Here is an 18,167-nt window from a genome sequence, read left to right as displayed (position 1 = left end):
TGCGTGGGCCGGTCACGCAGTGCGTCTGGCCAGGATGGCGTGCGCACGGAGCAGCACCGGGCGGTCGACCATTTTTCCGTCGACCTGGACCGCTCCGCCGCCGCCGGCCTGGGCGGCAGCGGCGACGCGTGCCGCCCAGTCGAGTTGTTCGGCGCTGGGCGCCAGCATCGCGTGCACCACGCCGACCTGGCGCGGGTGGATGCACAATTTGGCGCCGAAGCCGCTGGCGCGAGCCAGGGCGAAATCGGCGTGCAGCGCGGCGTCGTCGTCGAAGCCGGCCGTGACGCCGGCGACAGGCGATGGCAGCCCTGCCGCGCGCGAGGCGAGGGCGATGCGGCTGGCCGGATACAGCAGGCCGCGCGGATCGTCGTCCAGGCCGAGGTCGAGCGCATAGTCGATCGTGCCGAAAGCGAGGCGCGTCACGCCGGCGGCGGCCGCCACGGCTTCCGCCTGGAGCACGCCGCGGGCGGACTCGACCAGCGCGATCACGCCCGTGCCCGGAGGCAGGGCTGCGGCCAGCCGTTCCAGCTGGGGCGCCGACTCGGCCTTGGGCAGCATCACTTCGCAGGCGCCGAGCGTGCGCACCATGTCCAGGTCGCGCGCGAACCAGGGGCTGGCGTCGTCGTTGATGCGCACCACCAGCCGCGCGCCGTGCCCGTGGCCGGCGGCGCGCCAGGCCGACAGCGCCGCACGCGCTGCGTCTTTCTGGTCCGGCGCCACCGCATCCTCGAGGTCGACGACGACGGCGTCGGCGCCAGCGTCGAAGGCCTTGCCGAAGCGCTCGGGGCGGTTACCCGGCACGAATAGATAGCTGCGCGGGGAGGGCGTGAAGCCGGCGCTCATATGGCTTGCTCGCTGCGGAGTTGGACGATGCGCTCAGGGGCGTAGCCGAGTTCGGCCAGCAGCGCCGCCGTGTGTTCTCCGAGCGCGGGCACCGGGTCCATGCGCGGTTGGCGTTCATCCCATGAACCAGGCGGCAGCAGCGCGGGGATAGGGCCGGCCGGGGTGTCTACCTCGGTCCAGCGGCCGCGCGCGCGCAGCTGCGGATGTGCCCACACGTCGTGCATGGTGTTGACGTTGGCGTTGGCGATCTGGGCCTGGTCCAGCCGCTCCACGACCTGGGCCGCCGTCAGTCCCGCAAAGGCCTGGACGATGAGGGCGCGCAGCTCGCTGCGGGCCGCGCTGCGTTTCGAATTGCTGGCGAAGCGCGGATCGGTGGCGAGCCCGGGCGCCTGCAGCACCTTGTCGCAGAACAGCGCCCATTCGCGTTCGTTTTGCAGGCCGAGCATGACGGTCTTGCCGTCGCCGGCGGGGAAAGGCCCGTAAGGGTAGATGGTCGCGTGGCTGGCGCCGGTGCGCGGCGGCGGGGCCGCGCCGTCGAAGGCGTAGTACAGCGGGTAGCTGGTCCACTCGACCAGCGACTCGAGCATCGAGATGTCGATGTGCCGGCCGCGCCCGGTCTTGCCGCGTTCCAGCAGCGCGGCCAGGATGTTGCTATAGGCGTACATGCCGGCGGAAATGTCGGCGATCGAGGGGCCTGCCTTGGCCGGCTCGTCCGCGCCGCCGGTCACCGACACGAACCCCGCCTCGCTCTGGATCAGCAAGTCGTAGGCTTTCTTGTCGCGGTAGGGCCGTCGTTGCCGTATCCGGAGATGTCGCACACGATCAGCTCCGGCTTCGCCACGGACAGCGCCGCGTACGACAGGCCGAGCCGCGCGGCCGCGCCCGGCGCCAGGTTCTGCACCAGGACGTCGGCCTGTTCCAGGATCAGGCGCTGGAGTATCGTTTGCGCCTCGGGATGCTTGACGTCGAGCGTCAGGCTCTCCTTGGAGCGGTTGGTCCAGACGAAGTGCGAGGCCATGCCGCGCACCCGCTCGTCGTATCCGCGCGCAAAGTCGCCCACGCCCGGGCGTTCGATCTTGATGACGCGCGCGCCGAGGTCGGCCAGCTGGCGGGTGGCGAACGGCGCGGCGATCGCATGCTCCAGCGTGACGACGGTGATGCCTTCGAGCGGCCTCATGACGCGCTCCGGTCCGTGTCGCGCAGGGTGGCGGTGGCGTCCATCGTCAGCCAGCCTTCGTGGTCGCGGGCCCACAGGTGTATCCGGCCATCCGCCATGCGCTCGCCGCACACGAAGAAGTGATTAATGTCGAATACCGGACGCAGGGCGCGGAACGCGAAGCCTGCCACGACCGCGTCGGGCATGTGCTCGCGCAGCAGGTCGAGCAGCAGGGTGGCGACCAGCGGGCCGTGCACCACGAGGCCAGGGTAGCCTTCGACTCCCGTCACGTAGCGGCGGTCGTAGTGGATGCGGTGGCCGTTGAAGGTGAGGGCGGAGTAGCGGAACAGCAGCACGTCGTCGGGCATGACCCGGCGTTCCCACTGCGCGCCGCCCGGAGCGGCGACGGGGGCCGGCGCTACCGCTTCCGGCAGCGCCGCTTCGCGGTAAACGATGTCGTGGAACTCGGTCAGTGCGAGCTCGCTTTGTCCCTGGCGGCGCAGCTCATGCCGTACCTTGACGAACACCAGCTTGCCGGTCCGGCCCTCCTTCTCCGTCACCTTGTCGATGGTGGAGGTGCGCGTCACCGCGTCGCCGATGCGCAGCGGCGCATGGAAGGTGAACTGGCTGCCGGCCCACATGCGGCGCGGCAGCGCCACCGGCGGCAGGAAGCCGCCGCGCTTCGCGTGGCCGTCGGCGCCTACCTCGGACTGCCGGTACAGCGGCAGGAAGTAGAGCCAGTGCCACAGGGGCGGCAGGACGGTGCCCGCAGGCGGGCGTTCGGCGGGCCGGTCCAGCGTCGCCGCCAGCGCGGCGCAGGGTGTGGCTGCCAGGATGTCGGTCACCGTCTCGCTGGCGCCGATCCAGTCTGCAAGATTCATCGTGCTGCTCCTTTGGTGTGGTGCGGCTATTTGGCCGCTTGCAATAGAGCCAGTTTCGCGCTACCGTATTGATTTGTATATTGCAAATTTCTGTAGGATTAATGCGTCATGAACATGAATTTTGATCTGGCCGATCTGCGCGCCTTCGTGGCCGTGGCCGAGTTGAACAGTTTTCGGGCGGCTGCCGATTCGATCCACCTGTCCCAGCCCGCCTTGAGCCGGCGCGTGGAGAAGCTGGAGCTGGCCCTGGGCGTGCGGCTGTTCGAACGCACGACCCGCAGCGTCAGCCTGACGGCGGTCGGGCGCGACTTCTCGCACAAGGCGCGCACCCTGCTCAATGACCTGGAAAATTCTTTGATGAGCATGCATGCCGTGGCCGCGTCGCAGCTGGGCGAAGTGGTGATCGCCTGCGTGCCGTCGGCCGTGTATTACTTCCTGCCCAAGGTGCTGCGCACTTTCCACGAGCAGTACCCGCGCATCCGCGTGCGCATCATCGACGACAGCGCCAACGCCGCGCTGGAGAGTGTGGCGCGCGGCGAAGCGGACTTCGGCATCAACATCATCGGTACCCAGGAACCCGAAATCGACTTCCAGGTGATCTTGAAGGAGCCCTTCGTGGTGGCCTGCCACCGCGACCATCCGCTCGCGGGCCTGAAGCACGTGGCTTGGGCGGAACTGGCCAAATATGATTTCATGACGGTCGACAAGAGCAGCGGCAACCGGCTGCTGGTCGATCTGGCGCTGGCGAACTCCAACGTGCGGCCGAGCTGGTGCTTCGAGGCCAAACACGTGTCCACACTGCTGGGGCTGGTCGAAGCGGGGCTGGGGGTGGCGGTGGTGCCGCGCCTGTCCATGCCGCAGGGCGAGCATGCGACCTTGGCCATGGTGGCGCTGGTCGAGCCGGAGGTGGAACGGAATGTGGGGCTGATACGGCGCCGCGGCCGGGAACTGACGCCGGCCGCGCGCAAATTGTACGACTTGATCGAGACAACCTGGCCCCGCGCAAGCGGCCAGGCCTCAGGTTAAAGTGGACTCGAAATATCCATCGTTACCGCGCAGGCGGGAGCCCGTATGTCGCATGCTTGGAGGCGTGGTATGGATTCCCGCCTGCGCGGGAATGACAAATTGGCGGTTATTCGAGGTACTCTAAAGCACGGCCCGCAGGGAGGCGGTTTGCTGTTCGGTCGACAGGCTGGCCGGTTCGGCGGCCGACTTTGCGGCCGGGATTGCTGCCGGCGCCGCTTCGACGTAACCGCTGTTCAGCTCGCGCTGCAGGACGGTGCGGTCGCAAGCGCCCTCCCATAGGGATACCACGACGCTGGCGACCGCGTTGCTGACCAGGCTGGTCAGGGCGCGGGCCTCGGACATGAAGCGGTCGATGCCGACGATCAGGGCCACGCCGGCCACCGGAATCTCGGGCATCACCGTCAGGGTCGCGACCAGCGCCACGAAGCCGCTGCCGGTCACGCCGGCCGCGCCCTTGGAACTGAGCAGCATGACCGCCAGCATGGCCAGGATCTGGCCGAGCGACAGGTGGATATTGCATGCCTGGGCAATGAATACGCTGGCCAGGGTCAGGTAGATCGCCGTGCCGTCCAGGTTGAACGAATAGCCCATCGGCAGCACCAGCCCGGAGACGCTTTTCTTGCAGCCGAGCTGTTCCAGTTTCTGCAGCATGCGCGGCAGCACCGGCTCGGTCGAGGACGTGCCGAGGACGACGATCAGCTCGTCCTTGAAGTAGCGCAGCACCTTGAACAGGCTGAAGCCGTGCAACCGCGCCAGCGTACCGAGCACGATGAAGACGAAGAAGAAACAGGCCACGTAGAAGGTGCCGATCAGCGTGCCCAGCGAACTGATGGACTTGACGCCGTACTTGCCGACCGTGAACGCCATGGCGCCGAAGGCGGCCAGGGGGGCGAGCTTCATCAGGAAGCCGAACACGATGAAGAGCACGTGCGAAAACGCCTCGATGCCCTCGTGCACGGGCTTGCCCAGCTGCCCGGCGCGCGACAAAGCGAAGCCCATCAGGATCGCCAGCAGCAGCACCGGCAGCACCTCGCCTTCGGCGAAGGCGCCGAAGAAGGTGGTAGGGATGATGTGCATCAGGAAGGGCACAAAGCCGGCAGGCGCGCCGTTCTTCATGTACTTCGCGGCCACACCGGGATCCAGCAGGGCAGGATCCACATTCATGCCCACGCCGGGCTGGATCAGGTAGACGGCCGCCAGGCCGGTCATCAGCGCGATGATGGTGAGCGCATAGAACAGCCCCATGGCCTTGCCCATGGTCTTCGCCACCCCCTTCATGTCGCTCATATTGGCAATGCCTAGCGCGATGGTGCAGAACACGATGGGCGCGATCATCATTTTGATCAGCTTGACGAAGGCATCGCCCAGCGGCTTGAGCCCTGCGCCGAACTCCGGCCAGAAATGGCCCACGACGATGCCCGCCACGACGGCCATCAGCACCTGGAAGTAGAGCGAGCGATGGATTGCCGGTGTTTTCTTCATTTTCATCTCCTTGATTGTCACCCCGGGCTGGCGGCCCGCTGCGGTGTATGGAAGGCAGTTTCGGGCACGGTCACTGATCTGTAAAGTGCAAAATTCCGTTCCATTGATGCGTAAAACGTATTAATTATTGATGTTCATACTGCATTAATCCCGTCAAATAATGCAATTAACAGCGAGGTCCGGTTTCTTTAGGATGGTGTCCATTGCTCTTACTCGTCTCAGGAACCATTATGCTTACTTCCATCCCTTGCATGCTGATACGCGGCGGCACGTCCAAAGGCCCGTTCTTCCTCGCCAGCGACCTGCCTGCCGATCCCGCCCTGCGCGACCAGACACTGCTGGCGGCGATGGGTTCGCCCGATGCCCGCCAGATCGATGGCATCGGCGGGGGCAGCACCCTGACCAGCAAGGCGGTCATCGTGGGCGCCTCTTCCAGGCCGGGCATCGACGTCGAATACCTGTTCGCGCAAGTGTCGCTGACCGAGCACACGGTCGACACCGGTCCCAACTGCGGCAACATGCTGGCCGGCGTGGCACCGTTCGCCATCGAGCGCGGCCTGGTGCGCGTGGCCGGTCCCGCTACCAGGGTGCGCATCTTCAACATCAACACGGGCAAGGTGATCGAGGCGGTGGTGCAGACCCCGCAGGGGCGCGTGACCTACGAGGGCGATGTGCGCGTCGATGGCGTGCCGGGCACCGGCGCCGGCGTCGAGCTCAACTTCCTCGACGCGGCCGGCGCCAAGACCGGCGCGCTGCTGCCCACCGGCCGTGCGCTGGACGTGGTCGACGGCGTGCCCTTGTCCTGCGTCGACTTCACCACGCCCATGGTGCTGATCGGCGCCGCCTCGCTCGGCAAGACCGGCCACGAAAGCAAGGCCGACCTGGACGGCGACGCCGAGCTGCTGGCGCGGCTGGAGCAGTTGCGCCTGAAGGCGGCCGTACTGATGGGTATGGGCGACGTCACCGGCAAGGTGCTGCCCAAGCTGGCGTTGCTGGGTGCGCCACGCTTCGGCGGCACCATCAGCTCGCGCTACTTTGTGCCCTGGAACTGCCACGCGGCGCACGCCGCCACCGGCGCCACCTGCGTCGCGGCGGCCTGTTGCATCCCCGGCAGCGTCGCGGCGCTGCTGGCCCCTGGCGAGCGGGGGCAGCAGCGTGCGCTGGCGATCGAACATCCGGCCGGCAAGATAGAAGCCACCGTGCAGTTCGGGGCGGATGGAAGCGTGCTCAGCGCCGGCATCGTGCGCACCGCGCGGCCGCTGTTCAGTGGCCAGGTCTACGTCCGCGCACAGGAAGCGCTACCCGAGGCGGCCTGATCCGCTGCTATCGGTTTCCCCGCCTGGGATGCGGGGGCAGTTCCGCATAGGTGATTGTTCTGCATATTTACGGAACAAACTAAAAGCACTGTGGTACTATATAAATTATGTACAACGCTGCTTTTAGCCCGAAGGACTCCCCATGCCTAGCACCCCGGCGCCCGACGCGCCACGCCTGTTGTTGATGTCGCCCGAAGACAATTGCCTGATCGCCCGCACGACGCTGGCGGCGGGCGAGACGGTGACCATAGACGGCGCCGCCACCATCTTGCCTGAAGCCATACCGCTGGGCTACAAGGTCGCCCGCCACGCGTTGCGCCCCGGCGACAAGGTCCTGCGCTACGGCGCCTTGATCGGCACCGTCACCACCGAGGTGGCAATCGGCGCAATGCTGCACACGCACAACCTCGTCAGCGATTATATTCCTACCTATACACTGGGCGAGGACGCCCATTCCTTCATCGGGAGCACCCATTGATGAGCACCACCTCCATGCCCGCACTGTCGGGCTACCTGCGGCCCGACGGCCGCAAGGGCATCCGCAATATCGTCGTCGTTGCCTACACGGTAGAATGCGCGCACCATGTGGCGCGCCTGATCGTCAACGCTTTCCCGGGACAGGAAGTACACCTGATCGGCTTCCCGGGCTGCTACCCGAACGATTACGCCGACAAGATGATGCGGCGCCTGGTCACGCACCCCAACGTGGGCGCGGCGCTGATCATCTCGCTCGGCTGTGAAAGCTTCAACCGCGTCGGCCTGGAAGACGAGGCCGCCGCCGCCGGCCGGCCGGTCCACACCATCACCATCCAGAACAACAGCGGCACCCGCACCAGCGTGGCGGACGGCGTGGAATGGGTGCGCTGGGCGCTGGAATCGCTGGCGCCGCAGCAGCGCGTGCCGATGGCGGCGCACGAACTGGTGGTGGCCACCATTTGCGGCGGGTCGGACAGCACCAGCGGCATCACCGCCAACCCGGCCGTCGGCGTGGCTTTCGACCAGCTGGTCGCGGCCGGCGCGGCCTGCATCTTCGAAGAGACGGGTGAACTGGTCGGCTGTGAATTCCACATGAAGCGGCGCGCCGCCACGCCGGAACTGGGCGACGCCATCGTGGCCTGCGTGGACAAGGCGGCCCGCTACTACACGGTGCTCGGCCATGGCAGCTTCGCGCCGGGCAATGCCGACGGCGGTTTGACGACGCTGGAAGAAAAATCGCTGGGCGCGTACGCAAAGAGCGGCGCTTCGCCGATCAGCGGCATCCTGAAGCCGGGCGACCAGCCGCAAGCCGGCGGCCTGTATCTGCTGGACGTGGTGCCCGACGGCGAAGTGCGGTTCGGCTTCCCGAACATCTCGGACAATGCGGAGATCGTGGAACTGATCGCCTGCGGCGCCCACGTGACGTTGTTTACCACCGGGCGCGGCTCCGTGGTCGGCTCCGCGATTTCCCCCGTGATCAAGGTCTGCGCCAACCCGGCGACCTACCAGCGCCTGTCCGAGGACATGGACGTGAACGCGGGCCGCATCCTCAGCGGCGAGGCGACGCTGCAGGAGGTCGGCAGCGAGATCGTGGACCTGGTGGCGCGCGTGGCCAACGGCGAGCAAAGCTGCTCGGAAGCGCTGGGCCACCAGGAGTTCATCCTCACGTACAAGCAATTCGAGGCCACCGGCCCCGGATGCTTCCCCTTGAAGGCGGCCTGACATGCGCGCGAACGACCTGCGCACGCTGCCGCGCGGCGGCATCGCGCTCAGCAGCCTGGGCCTGGGCTGCGCCCAGCTTGGCGGCCTGTATGTGGCGATGAGCGAGGACGAAGCGGGCGCCATCGTCGATGCCGCGTGGGAGCTGGGCATCCGCTATTTCGACACCGCGCCATATTACGGCCATACGCTGTCCGAGCGCCGCCTGGGCGCGGCGCTGCGCGGGCGCGCGCGCGGCAGCTATGCGGTCAGCACCAAGGCGGGGCGTCTGATGCTGCCGGACGCCGACGTGCGGCCCGGTACCAACGGCTGGGCCCAGCCCCTGCCGTTCAGCCCGCACTTCGACTATAGCTACGACGGCATCAAGCGTTCGCACGAAGAGAGCCTGCGGCGCCTGGCCATGGATCGCGTCGACATCCTGTATGTGCACGACATCGGCAGCGTCACCCATGGCGCGCTGCACCAGCACTACTGGGAGCAGCTGACGCAGGGGGGCGGCTTCCGCGCGCTGACGCAGTTGCGCGACGAAGGCAGCGTGGGCGCCATCGGCTTGGGCGTCAACGAATGGGAAATCGTGGCCGAGGCGATCGACGCGTGCGATATCGATTGCGCCTTGCTGGCGGGGCGCTATACCTTGCTGGAACAGGCTGCGCGCGAACCGCTGCTGGACCGCTGCGCCTTGCGCGGCATCGGCATCGTGATTGGCGGGCCGTTCAATTCCGGCATCCTGGCCGGCACCAGGAAATTCAATTATGAAGACGCGCCGGCGGACATCGTCGCCCGCGTCGAGGCCATCGAGGCGGTCTGCCGCGAGTACGATGCGCCGATACAAGCCGCCGCCCTGCAGTTCCCGATGGCCCATCCCGCGGTGGTGTCCTGCGTCGCCGGTGCGCAAAGTCCCGAGCAGCTGCGCCAGAACGCAGCCTGGTTCGCGCAGCCGCTGCCGGCCGCCCTGTGGGACGAATTGCGGCGGCGCGGCCTGATAGATAGCCAGGCGCCGACCCCTGGCGCCGCGCTAAAACACTTAAATTTTTTGACCCGATAAAAGAAGGAACGACATGAAATTGCTGCGCTACGGCCCGAAGGGCAACGAAAAACCAGGCCTGTTCGATGCGAATGGCGTGTTGCGCGACCTGTCCGGCGTGTTGCCGGACCTGACCTCGGCCCACCTCGGCCGCGCCGCGCTGGACAAGCTGGCTTCCATCGATCCCGCCGGTCTGCCCGCCGTGGAAGGGCCTGTACGCATGGCCCCCATCGTGGCCGACATCGGCAAGATGATCTGCGTTGGCCTCAACTATTCGGACCATGCGGCCGAATCGGGCATGGCCGTGCCGTCGGAGCCGGTCCTGTTTACGAAGGCTACCAGCGCCATCATCGGCTGCAACGATGCGGTCGTGATGCCGCGGGATTCGGTCAAGAGCGACTGGGAAGTGGAACTGGGCGTGGTGATCGGCACGCGTGCCCGCTACGTGGATGAGGATAGCGCGCTCGATTACGTGGCCGGCTATTGCGTGGTGAACGACCTGTCCGAGCGCGAGTACCAGCTTGAACGCGGCGGCCAGTGGGACAAGGGCAAGGGCTGCGACACCTTCGGCCCGGTCGGCCCTTGGCTGGTGACCGCCGACGAAGTGCCCGACCCGCAGAACCTGGACATGTGGCTGGAAGTGAATGGCAAGCGCTACCAGAGCGGCAATACGCGTACCATGGTGTTTACGGTGGCGCAGCTGGTGAGCTATATCAGCCGCTTCATGACGCTCAATCCGGGCGACGTGATCAGCACCGGCACGCCGCCGGGCGTGGGCCTGGGCCAGAAGCCGGAGCCGGTGTACCTGCGCGCGGGCGACCGCATGGCGCTGGGCATCGCCGGCCTGGGCCAGCAAAACCAGACCGTCCACGCATGGAATCCGGAGCTGATCGACGGTTGACCGACGGCTGATCTACGGCGGACCGGCGGCTGACTAGCGCATGCCGCCACCCCAAAAAAAACCACAAGGCACCGTTAAAGAGTGCCTGACTTGGAGACACCAGGGCCATGAACGAACCAACCAGCCGGCAATCCTACGCGTTTGCCTTTGTGATGATCACCTCGCTGTTTTTCATGTGGGGCTTCGTCCATAATCTCGATCCTATTCTCATTCCCCACCTGCGGCGCTCGTTCAGCCTGAGCGTGCTGCAATCCGCGCTGGTGGATTCGGCAGTCTTCATTGCCTACTTCCTGATGGCGCTGCCGGCCGGCCTGCTGATCCGCAAGGCGGGCTACAAGCGCACGATGATCTCCGGCCTGGCGCTGTTCGCCATCGGCGCGCTGCTGTTCATTCCGGCCGCAGATACGCAGCGCTACGCCTTCTTCCTGGGCGCGCTGTTCATCATCGCCTGCGGACTGACGGTGCTGGAAACGGCGGCCAATCCCTACATCGCGCTGCTGGGCAGGCCGGACCGTGCCATCCAGCGCCTCAACCTGGCCCAGTCGTTCAACGGCCTGGCCGCGACGCTGGCGCCCATCGTCGGCGCCCGTTTGATCCTGGTGGACGGCGCCAGCGATGCGCAACTGCAGGCCATGCCCGAAACCATACGGCAGGCGACGCTGGCGGCTGAAGCGGCCAGCGTGAAGGGGCCGTATCTGGCGGTAGCGCTGGTGATCGCGGTCATCGCAGGGATCTTCTATTTCCTCAAACTGCCCGAGGTCGGCGCGGCTGGGGCAGGGGCGGGCGCCAGGCAAGCGCCGTCCGCCACGCCGGTTGGGGAGGCGCTTGCGCGGGCCTGGCGCCAGCCGGCCATCCGCCGCGCGGCGATCGCCCAGTTCTTCTATGTCGGGGCGCAGGTGTGCGTGTTCAGCTTCTTCATCCTGTATGCGTCGCACGCTGCTGGGCTGTCGCAGATCGCGGCGGCGGACTACCTGGGCTGGGGCTGCGGACTGGCCTTTGTCACCGGACGCTTTGCCGGTACCTTCCTGATGAAATATATCGCGTCGGCGCGCCTGTTGTTCATCTATGCGGTGATCTGCACGGCCTTGTCCGGCGTCGCGATGTTTGCCGGTGGTGCGGCCAGCCTCGCTGCGGTGATCGGCATCGCGTTCTTCATGTCCATCATGTTCCCCACCATCTTCGCGCTCGGCATCCGTGACGCCGGCCCGGACACGGAGATGGGCAGCAGCCTGATCGTCATGAGCATCGTGGGCGGCGCCGTGCTGCCGCTGTTGTTCGGCTATATCAGCGACGCGACCCACAACCTTCAATTCGGCTACGCCGCGCCGCTGTTCTGTTTCGTCGTGATCGCGTGGGCCGCGCGGGCGGCGGAGCAGGAGCAGCGCGCGCCGGCAGCCAACACATCTACTGGAGCATTGAAGCATGTTTGAACTGAAGCAAAAGAAGGCCGTCGTCACCGGCGGCGGCAGCGGCATCGGCAGGGCCATCGCCAGCCTGTTCGCGCAACAGGGAGCGGCTGTCCACATCGTCGACATCAGCGAGGCAGCCTGCGAGGAGGCGGTCGCTGAAATCCGCGCGGCGGGCGGGCAAGTGGTCGCCCACGCCTGCGACGTGACGCGGCAAGACACGGTGCACGCAACGTTCGCAGCCATCGGCGCGCTGGATATCCTGATCAACAATGCCGGCATTGCGCACATTGGCAAGGCGGACACCACATCGGAGCAGGACTTCGACCGCGTCATCGGCGTCAACGTGAAAGGGGTCTACAACTGCCTGCACGCCGCCATTCCGCGTCTGCGGGAGAACGGCGGCGGCGTGGTGATCAATATGGCGTCGGTGGCATCGTGGGTCGCGGTCGCCGACCGTTTCGCCTATTCGACCGCCAAGGGTGCCGTGATGGCCATGACCTTGTCGGTGGCGAAGGATTATTTGCAGGACAAGATCCGCTGCAATTCGATTTCACCTGGCCGCGTGCATACGCCTTTCGTCGACGGTTTCATCGCCAAGCAATACCCGGGCAGGGAAGCCGAGATGTTCGAGCGCTTGTCGAAAACGCAGCCGATCGGCAGGATGGCGCGGCCGGACGAGGTGGCCGCGCTGGCGCTGTATCTGTGCAGCGACGAAGCGGCTTTCATCACCGGTAGCGATTACCCTATCGATGGCGGGTTTATCACACTGAATTCTTGATGCGCAGCGACAACAAATACGACAAGAAGATTGCCCTCCTAGTCCGGAGGGCTCCCCGCCGCGGCAATCCAGCACGCATCAGCCGTGCTTATTTTTTGAGTAAATTGGTATTTTAAATTTAAAATACCAAAAAAATCAGAGGTAAGCGGTTCAAGAGCGCCAACCATCTTTACAAGCGTTGCGTGTCATGCGAAAACATGTGGACACTTCACGCAAAACGCTGTGCGCCGTGATCGGCGTGCGAGCACAATCTACCGGAGCATAGCAAGATGTTTAAATTGAAGTACATACCAACAGCCCTGCGATTACTCGCAGCATATGGCCTGCTCGCCGTCAGCGTTGGCGCACAAGCCGAGGTTCCGCCGCTGCCGCCGCGCCTGCCGATCGACAGTGTGCCCATGGGGGATGTGAACTCCGCGTCGGAAGTGAAGCTCGATTTGGCGATCACGCCCGGCCCGTTCGAGCCGACCTGGGAGTCGATCGAGAAGCAATATCCGGGCACGCCATCGTGGCTGCGCGACGCCAAATTCGGCATCTGGGTGCATTTCGGTCCACAGGCGGCGGGTATGAGCGGGGACTGGTATGCGCGCAAGATGTACGTTCCCGGCACGCCCGCCTACAACAACCATCTCAAGAACAATGGCCATCCGTCGGTGGAAGGATACAAGGAGGTGCTGCGCGACTGGAATCCTCGCAAGCTCGACCCGGCCAAGCTGACCGCAATCTATAAGGACGCCGGTGCGCGCTTCCTGATCGTCCAGGGCGTGCATCACGATAATTTCGATCTGTGGAATTCGCGTCATCATCCCTGGAATTCGACCCGCATGGGCGCCAGGCGCGACTTTGTGGGCGAGTGGTCCCAGGCGGCCAAGGCGGCCGGCATGCGCTACGGCGTGGCGTTCCACCATGAGTATTCCTGGTGGTGGTGGCAGACCGCGTTCGGCAGCGACACCCAAGGCGAACTGGCGGGCGTTCCCTACGACGGCAATCTCACCCTCGCCGACGGCAAAGGAAAATGGTGGGAGGGGCTGGACCCGCGTCTGCTGTACAACGCCGACCTGCGCGAATACAAGGGCGTCAACGCGGCGGCCCACTCTCCCTGGAGTCCGCCGCCGGCCGGCGTGTTCGGCCGCCACACTGCCTATGCCACGTGGTACGCCACGCAATGGGCGCGCCGCATCATGGACGTGGTCGAACACTACGAGCCGGACTTCATCTATACCGATGGCACCGGGGCCCAGCCTTTCAGCGGCAGCCACACCGGCACCGGCATCAAGGCCGATGCCACCCAGCGCGTGATCGCCGATTTCTATAACCAGACCCTGAAAAAACGCGGCAAGGTCGACACCTTCAGCATCATCAAATTCCGGCCGACCACCAACGGCACCGTGAACACGGAAGAGGGGACCATCCCGGCCGGCATCAAGTCCGACCAGCCATGGATAGCGGAAACGCCGGTGGGCGACTGGTATTACGGGCCTGGTTTCAGCTATGACTCGGGTGCGGTGATCCACTACATCCTCGAGCAAGTGGCGCGCGACGGCAATGCCGCCATTTGCATTTCGCCTCTGCCGGACGGATCCCTCGACGATGGAAGCGCCCGCATGCTGAAAGAGATCGGCGCCTGGATGCGTATCAACGGCGAAGGCATCTATGGCAGCAAGGCCTGGCGTGTGCTCGGTGAAGGCGAGAACGGCAAACTGCGTACCTTGCCCGGCGGCTCGATCAACAAGAGGCAGGCCGAGTTCCAGTTCGGCCCCAAGGATTTCCGCTTCACGTCAGGCAAGGACGGTACGCTGTATGCATTCAGCATGGCGGTTCCGGCGGCGGGCAGCGAGATCCGTATCAGTTCGCTGGGCGCCAGCGCAAATCTGCTCGGCAAGCCGGTCAGTTCCGTCTCGCTGCTCGGACACCAGGGCGCGCCCCTGCATTGGAAGCAGGAAGCCGATGCCCTGGTTATCACCGTGCCGTCGGCTATGCCATTCGCCACTGCGGTCGCCTTCAACATCCGGTGAGCCGCACGTTGTCTGCTTTTTCGAAAAAAAAGCGACGAAGAAGTCGTTCTGCGGCTGCGCCGAAGGCCTGGCGCACGTAAAATACCGCAGCGAACCGGCACCAGCGAGCGGCAGTTTCGCGATCGTGCCGACAGGCCTGCCGGGTGAATAACAATTAGACGGGTAAAGCAATGCCATGATCATTTCATCCGCAACCGATTTCCGTGAGGCGGCGCGCCGCAAATTGCCGCCGTTTCTGTTCCACTACCTGGATGGGGGCGCGGGCAGCGAGCAGACGCTAAAGGCCAATGTCGACAGCCTGCAGGAGGTAGCCTTGCGCCAGCGGGTGCTGAAAGGGAGTTCGGAGCTGGACCTCGCTGCCGAATGGTTCGGCGTCAAGTATGACTTGCCGCTTGCCCTGGCGCCGGTCGGGCTGACCGGCATGTATGCGCGCCGAGGCGAGGTGCAGGCGGCGCGCGCAGCGTGCACGCGTAATATTCCTTTCATACAGTCGACGGTATCGGTTTGTTCGCTAGCGGAGGTCGCAGGGCAGGCCGACAAGCCGATCTGGTTCCAGCTGTACGTGCTGAAGGACCGCGGTTTCATGCGCGACGTACTGCAGCGGGCGAAGGCGCTGGGCGCCGCAGCCCTGGTATTTACAGTCGATATGCCAGTGCCCGGCGCGCGCTACCGCGATGCCCACAGCGGCATGAGCGGGGCGAATGCCGCGCTGCGCCGCATGGTGCAAGCCATGCTGCATCCGCGCTGGGCCATGGATGTCGGCCTGCGCGGGCGTCCCCATGACCTGGGCAATATTTCAGCCTATCGCGGCCATGCGACGGGCCTCGAAGACTATATAGGCTGGCTGGGTGCCAATTTCGATCCCGACATCGGCTGGCAAGACCTGCAGTGGATACGCGACGAGTGGGATGGCCCCATGATCATCAAGGGCATACTGGAAGCCGACGATGCCCGCGCCGCGCTGGCCTTTGGCGCGGACGGCATCGTGGTCTCCAACCACGGCGGACGCCAGCTGGACGGCGCGCTGTCCACCGCCTGCGCCTTGAGGGCGATTGCCGACGCTGTGAAAGGGCAGATGACGATATTCGCCGATGGCGGCGTGCGCACCGGAACCGACGTGTTCCGCATGCTGGCCCTGGGTGCCGACGGTGTCCTGCTGGGCCGCGCCTTCGTCTATGCGCTGGCCGCGCAAGGCCAGGCGGGCGTGGAACGCCTGCTGGCCATCATGGAAAAAGAGATACGCACGACCATGGTGCTGACCGGGGCGAAGTCGGTCCGCGACATCGGCCCGCATCTCCTGGCCGGCTGACGTCGTCCATGGCGGCAGGTCTCGGGCGCGGGCCGCCGCGCATTCCGTTGATATTGTCGGTGTCCCAAAGACAAATCGGGCAAGCCGGTCGACAGGCCAGCTTGCCCTTCACGCACGGCGGCGACACTGATCGTCGATTGTCAGAATGTATTTGATATATTTTGAACTCGCGGTATACAATCGGGGCGGGCGAAAATTCTGTAGAATGCCTTGCCTGCAATACTTCTGCAGTTTTCACGGCATCCTTCGGACTGTATGGCCAGATCACCTACCATCTTCAAGCGCAGTACCAATCTGCTGCTGCAGCATATCGCCGCCTATGTGCCGGTTGGCGAGGTCTTGCCGACTGAAGCCCGGATGGCCGAACTGGGGGAGGGCAGCCGCACGGCGATCCGCAGTTCGATCGTCTATTTCCACGAGCGCGGCCTGATCAGCGGTTTGAAGGAGCGCCGCCTGCTGCGCAAGCCGCAGCCCGGCGACTATTTCGACGTGGCCGAACTGCAAACGGGCGCCGACCGCATCCAGCAAGTGCTGATGGAGCGCATCTACCAGAAGGACATGCCGCCGGGGACCGAGTTCTCGGAGGCGGAACTGGCGCGCGCGGCCGGCGCCAGCACCATCAGCGTGCGCGAGTTCCTGATCGGCTTCTCCCGCTTCGGCCTGATCGAGAAGAAGCCGCGCGGCGGCTGGCGCCTGTGCGCCTTCGACCGCACCTTTGCGATGGAACTGGCGGATGTGCGGCAGATGTTCGAATTCGCCGCCGTCGAACACCTGGCGGCGCTGCCGCCGGACGATCCGGCCTTCGCCACGCTGGCCGACCTGATTTCCCGGCACGAGCAGCTCGGTTCCGTGATGCCGGCGCGGCACCAGGATTTCCCTGCGCTCGACCGCGACTTCCATACGTTCTTGATCGGCTTGCTCCACAACCGCTTCGCCGAGGGCTTCTACGACATCGTCTCCCTGGTGTTCCACTACCACTACCAGTGGGACAAGCGGGAGGAGATGACGCGCAACCAGTTCGCGGTGCAGGAGCACCTGGCCATCCTGCGGGCGCTGGCGCGGCGCGATGCCGCAGGCGCACGCGAGGCCATGCGCACCCACCTGGCTTCGTCGCGCACAACGCTGCTGCAGGCGATCAGCAACAGGGAAAGCAGGGCGCACGCCGGCTGATCCTGCCGCCAGCGTCAGTTGACTCGATAGCGTCAGCAGACCCGGTTTCGCCCCAGTCGCTTGCCGTCATACAGGCGCTCGTCGGCCTTGCGGATGGTTGCCTGCAGCGCTTCGTTTGCGTGCCGTTGGGCGACGCCCAGCGTGACGGTTACCGTCAGCGGCGCCCCGTCACCGCCCAGTTCGTCGAAGCGCATGCTTTCGATGTGGCGCCGGATACGTTCGGCCATCTCCGCGACCCGACTGGCCGGCCCCACCGGCAGGATGATCAGGAACTCCTCGCCGCCCCAGCGCGCGACATAGTCACTGTCCCGGGTGCAGCCGGCGATGGCTTGCGCCACCCTGCGCAGCACGATGTCGCCCCCGTTGTGGCCGTAGCGGTCGTTGATGGATTTGAAATGATCGATATCAGCCATGATCACCGCCACGTCGAACGAGCGTGCCCGCTCCAGTTCCACGATGGTCGCATCCATGGAGCGCCGGTTGGCCAGTCCCGTCAGGGGATCGGAAGTGGCCCATATCCGCAATTGCTTCTCGGACTGGACGACCCGGTTGCGGTAATAAGCCGCCAGATAGCTGAGCATGCCGACGAAGACCGCGATATTGAAATAGCGCATGATGGCCAGGTTGGCAGCCGATACCCGCTCTATGGTGCCGGCGGCATACACATAGGCGTCGAGTCCCAGATAGATGGCCAGGATGCAGCTTGCCGGCAGCATGGCCTTCCTGGGCGGAGCGCTCAGGAAAGTTGCCGGAAAAAACAACAGAAAGTAGTACTGGGACGCGCTGTCCGGTCCGGCCAGCAGAAAGCCGAAGCCGGCGTGGAGTATCACTTCGCTCCACATGAGCGAGGTGGCAAGCAGATTGCGGCGTTGTTTCAGGCAGACGTAGGCCAGCGCGTACGCGGCCATGCTGGCCAGGCTGAGCAGGGCGAGCGTGCGGAGGCCGACATAGGAAAATACGATCAGCATCAGTACGTTGACTGAGCCGGCTATCAAGACGCAGCGCCGCTGCATTTCCCAGTAAGCTCGTCCGCCGCGCGATCTGTTTGTCTTGTGGTCGGGAACAGCCGCGTTGTTTGCCATGGCACGTCTCAACTGATGCGATGGCCCAAGTCTAAAAGTTACGTCAATGTAATTGGTTGTTTTTAGGAACAAGTGATGAG

15 protein-coding genes and 1 pseudogene are annotated in these 18,167 nt (G+C 65.1%); 11 read left to right on the top strand and 5 right to left on the bottom strand.

Going from position 1 to position 18,167, the window contains the following annotated elements:
* Nucleotides 1-12: 12 nt before the first annotated feature.
* The 3 genes and pseudogenes from ACSQ8Y_RS10185 to ACSQ8Y_RS10175 form a co-directional block, all read right to left on the bottom strand.
* The gene (locus ACSQ8Y_RS10185) at nucleotides 13-843 is read right to left on the bottom strand and encodes an HpcH/HpaI aldolase/citrate lyase family protein (RefSeq protein ID WP_436266338.1); all 831 of its coding nucleotides are present in this window, start codon (nucleotides 841-843) and stop codon (nucleotides 13-15) included.
* Nucleotides 840-2,020 (bottom strand): annotated as a pseudogene (locus ACSQ8Y_RS10180) (CaiB/BaiF CoA transferase family protein). The gene ACSQ8Y_RS10185 and the pseudogene ACSQ8Y_RS10180 overlap by 4 nt, the downstream one beginning before the upstream one ends.
* A complete protein-coding gene (locus tag ACSQ8Y_RS10175; RefSeq protein ID WP_436266337.1) occupies nucleotides 2,017-2,880 on the bottom strand; it encodes an FAS1-like dehydratase domain-containing protein in 864 nt (287 codons plus the stop codon). Before ACSQ8Y_RS10175 ends, ACSQ8Y_RS10180 begins: the two are co-directional and overlap by 4 nt.
* A gap of 108 nt (nucleotides 2,881-2,988) precedes the next feature.
* On the opposite strand from ACSQ8Y_RS10175, the gene ACSQ8Y_RS10170 reads away from it, so the two are divergent.
* A complete protein-coding gene (locus tag ACSQ8Y_RS10170) occupies nucleotides 2,989-3,906 on the top strand; it encodes a LysR family transcriptional regulator (protein ID WP_436266336.1) in 918 nt (305 codons plus the stop codon).
* Between the two features lie 120 nt (nucleotides 3,907-4,026).
* Here ACSQ8Y_RS10170 and dctA read toward each other — a convergent pair whose 3' ends face one another.
* Nucleotides 4,027-5,388: a C4-dicarboxylate transporter DctA gene (gene dctA / locus ACSQ8Y_RS10165; protein WP_436266335.1), complete on the bottom strand. Its 1,362-nt coding sequence runs from the start codon at nucleotides 5,386-5,388 to the stop codon at nucleotides 4,027-4,029.
* A gap of 230 nt (nucleotides 5,389-5,618) precedes the next feature.
* On the opposite strand from dctA, the gene ACSQ8Y_RS10160 reads away from it, so the two are divergent.
* The 10 genes from ACSQ8Y_RS10160 to ACSQ8Y_RS10115 all read left to right on the top strand — a co-directional run bounded on the left by ACSQ8Y_RS10160 (nucleotide 5,619) and on the right by ACSQ8Y_RS10115 (nucleotide 17,005).
* Entirely contained in the window at nucleotides 5,619-6,704 is a 1,086-nt protein-coding gene (locus ACSQ8Y_RS10160; RefSeq protein ID WP_436266334.1) for a 4-oxalomesaconate tautomerase, read from the top strand.
* A gap of 142 nt (nucleotides 6,705-6,846) precedes the next feature.
* Nucleotides 6,847-7,182, top strand: coding sequence for a UxaA family hydrolase (locus ACSQ8Y_RS10155; RefSeq protein WP_436266332.1), 336 nt, complete (start codon nucleotides 6,847-6,849; stop codon nucleotides 7,180-7,182).
* Nucleotides 7,182-8,402, top strand: a complete 1,221-nt coding sequence (locus ACSQ8Y_RS10150) for a UxaA family hydrolase (protein WP_436266331.1) — start codon at nucleotides 7,182-7,184, stop codon at nucleotides 8,400-8,402. The genes ACSQ8Y_RS10155 and ACSQ8Y_RS10150 overlap by 1 nt, the downstream gene beginning before the upstream one ends.
* 1 nt (nucleotide 8,403) lies before the next feature.
* A complete protein-coding gene (locus ACSQ8Y_RS10145) occupies nucleotides 8,404-9,444 on the top strand; it encodes an aldo/keto reductase (RefSeq protein WP_436266330.1) in 1,041 nt (346 codons plus the stop codon).
* 13 nt (nucleotides 9,445-9,457) lie between these two features.
* Nucleotides 9,458-10,324 (top strand): fumarylacetoacetate hydrolase family protein, encoded by an 867-nt coding sequence (locus ACSQ8Y_RS10140; RefSeq protein ID WP_436266329.1) that lies wholly within the window; start codon nucleotides 9,458-9,460, stop codon nucleotides 10,322-10,324.
* A 107-nt stretch (nucleotides 10,325-10,431) separates the two neighbouring features.
* Nucleotides 10,432-11,754 (top strand): L-fucose:H+ symporter permease, encoded by a 1,323-nt coding sequence (gene fucP, locus ACSQ8Y_RS10135; protein WP_436266328.1) that lies wholly within the window; start codon nucleotides 10,432-10,434, stop codon nucleotides 11,752-11,754.
* Nucleotides 11,747-12,511 (top strand): SDR family NAD(P)-dependent oxidoreductase, encoded by a 765-nt coding sequence (locus tag ACSQ8Y_RS10130; RefSeq protein ID WP_436266327.1) that lies wholly within the window; start codon nucleotides 11,747-11,749, stop codon nucleotides 12,509-12,511. Before fucP ends, ACSQ8Y_RS10130 begins: the two co-directional genes overlap by 8 nt.
* Nucleotides 12,512-12,780: 269 nt before the next feature.
* Nucleotides 12,781-14,526 (top strand): alpha-L-fucosidase, encoded by a 1,746-nt coding sequence (locus tag ACSQ8Y_RS10125; protein WP_436266326.1) that lies wholly within the window; start codon nucleotides 12,781-12,783, stop codon nucleotides 14,524-14,526.
* A 175-nt stretch (nucleotides 14,527-14,701) separates the two neighbouring features.
* A complete protein-coding gene (gene lldD / locus ACSQ8Y_RS10120) occupies nucleotides 14,702-15,835 on the top strand; it encodes an FMN-dependent L-lactate dehydrogenase LldD (RefSeq protein WP_436266325.1) in 1,134 nt (377 codons plus the stop codon).
* A gap of 255 nt (nucleotides 15,836-16,090) precedes the next feature.
* Nucleotides 16,091-17,005: a GntR family transcriptional regulator gene (locus ACSQ8Y_RS10115; RefSeq protein ID WP_436266324.1), complete on the top strand. Its 915-nt coding sequence runs from the start codon at nucleotides 16,091-16,093 to the stop codon at nucleotides 17,003-17,005.
* Nucleotides 17,006-17,037: 32 nt separating this feature from the next.
* On the opposite strand, the gene ACSQ8Y_RS10110 is transcribed toward ACSQ8Y_RS10115, so the two are convergent.
* A complete protein-coding gene (locus ACSQ8Y_RS10110; RefSeq protein WP_436266323.1) occupies nucleotides 17,038-18,087 on the bottom strand; it encodes a diguanylate cyclase in 1,050 nt (349 codons plus the stop codon).
* Nucleotides 18,088-18,167: the final 80 nt, after the last annotated feature.

Origin of the sequence: Pseudoduganella sp. LjRoot289 (genome assembly GCF_964252925.1) — a bacterium.
Taxonomy (GTDB): domain Bacteria; phylum Pseudomonadota; class Gammaproteobacteria; order Burkholderiales; family Burkholderiaceae_D; genus Rugamonas.
The sequence above is the reverse complement of the archived record's forward strand: the minus strand, read 5'-3'. Positions and strand labels throughout refer to the sequence as shown.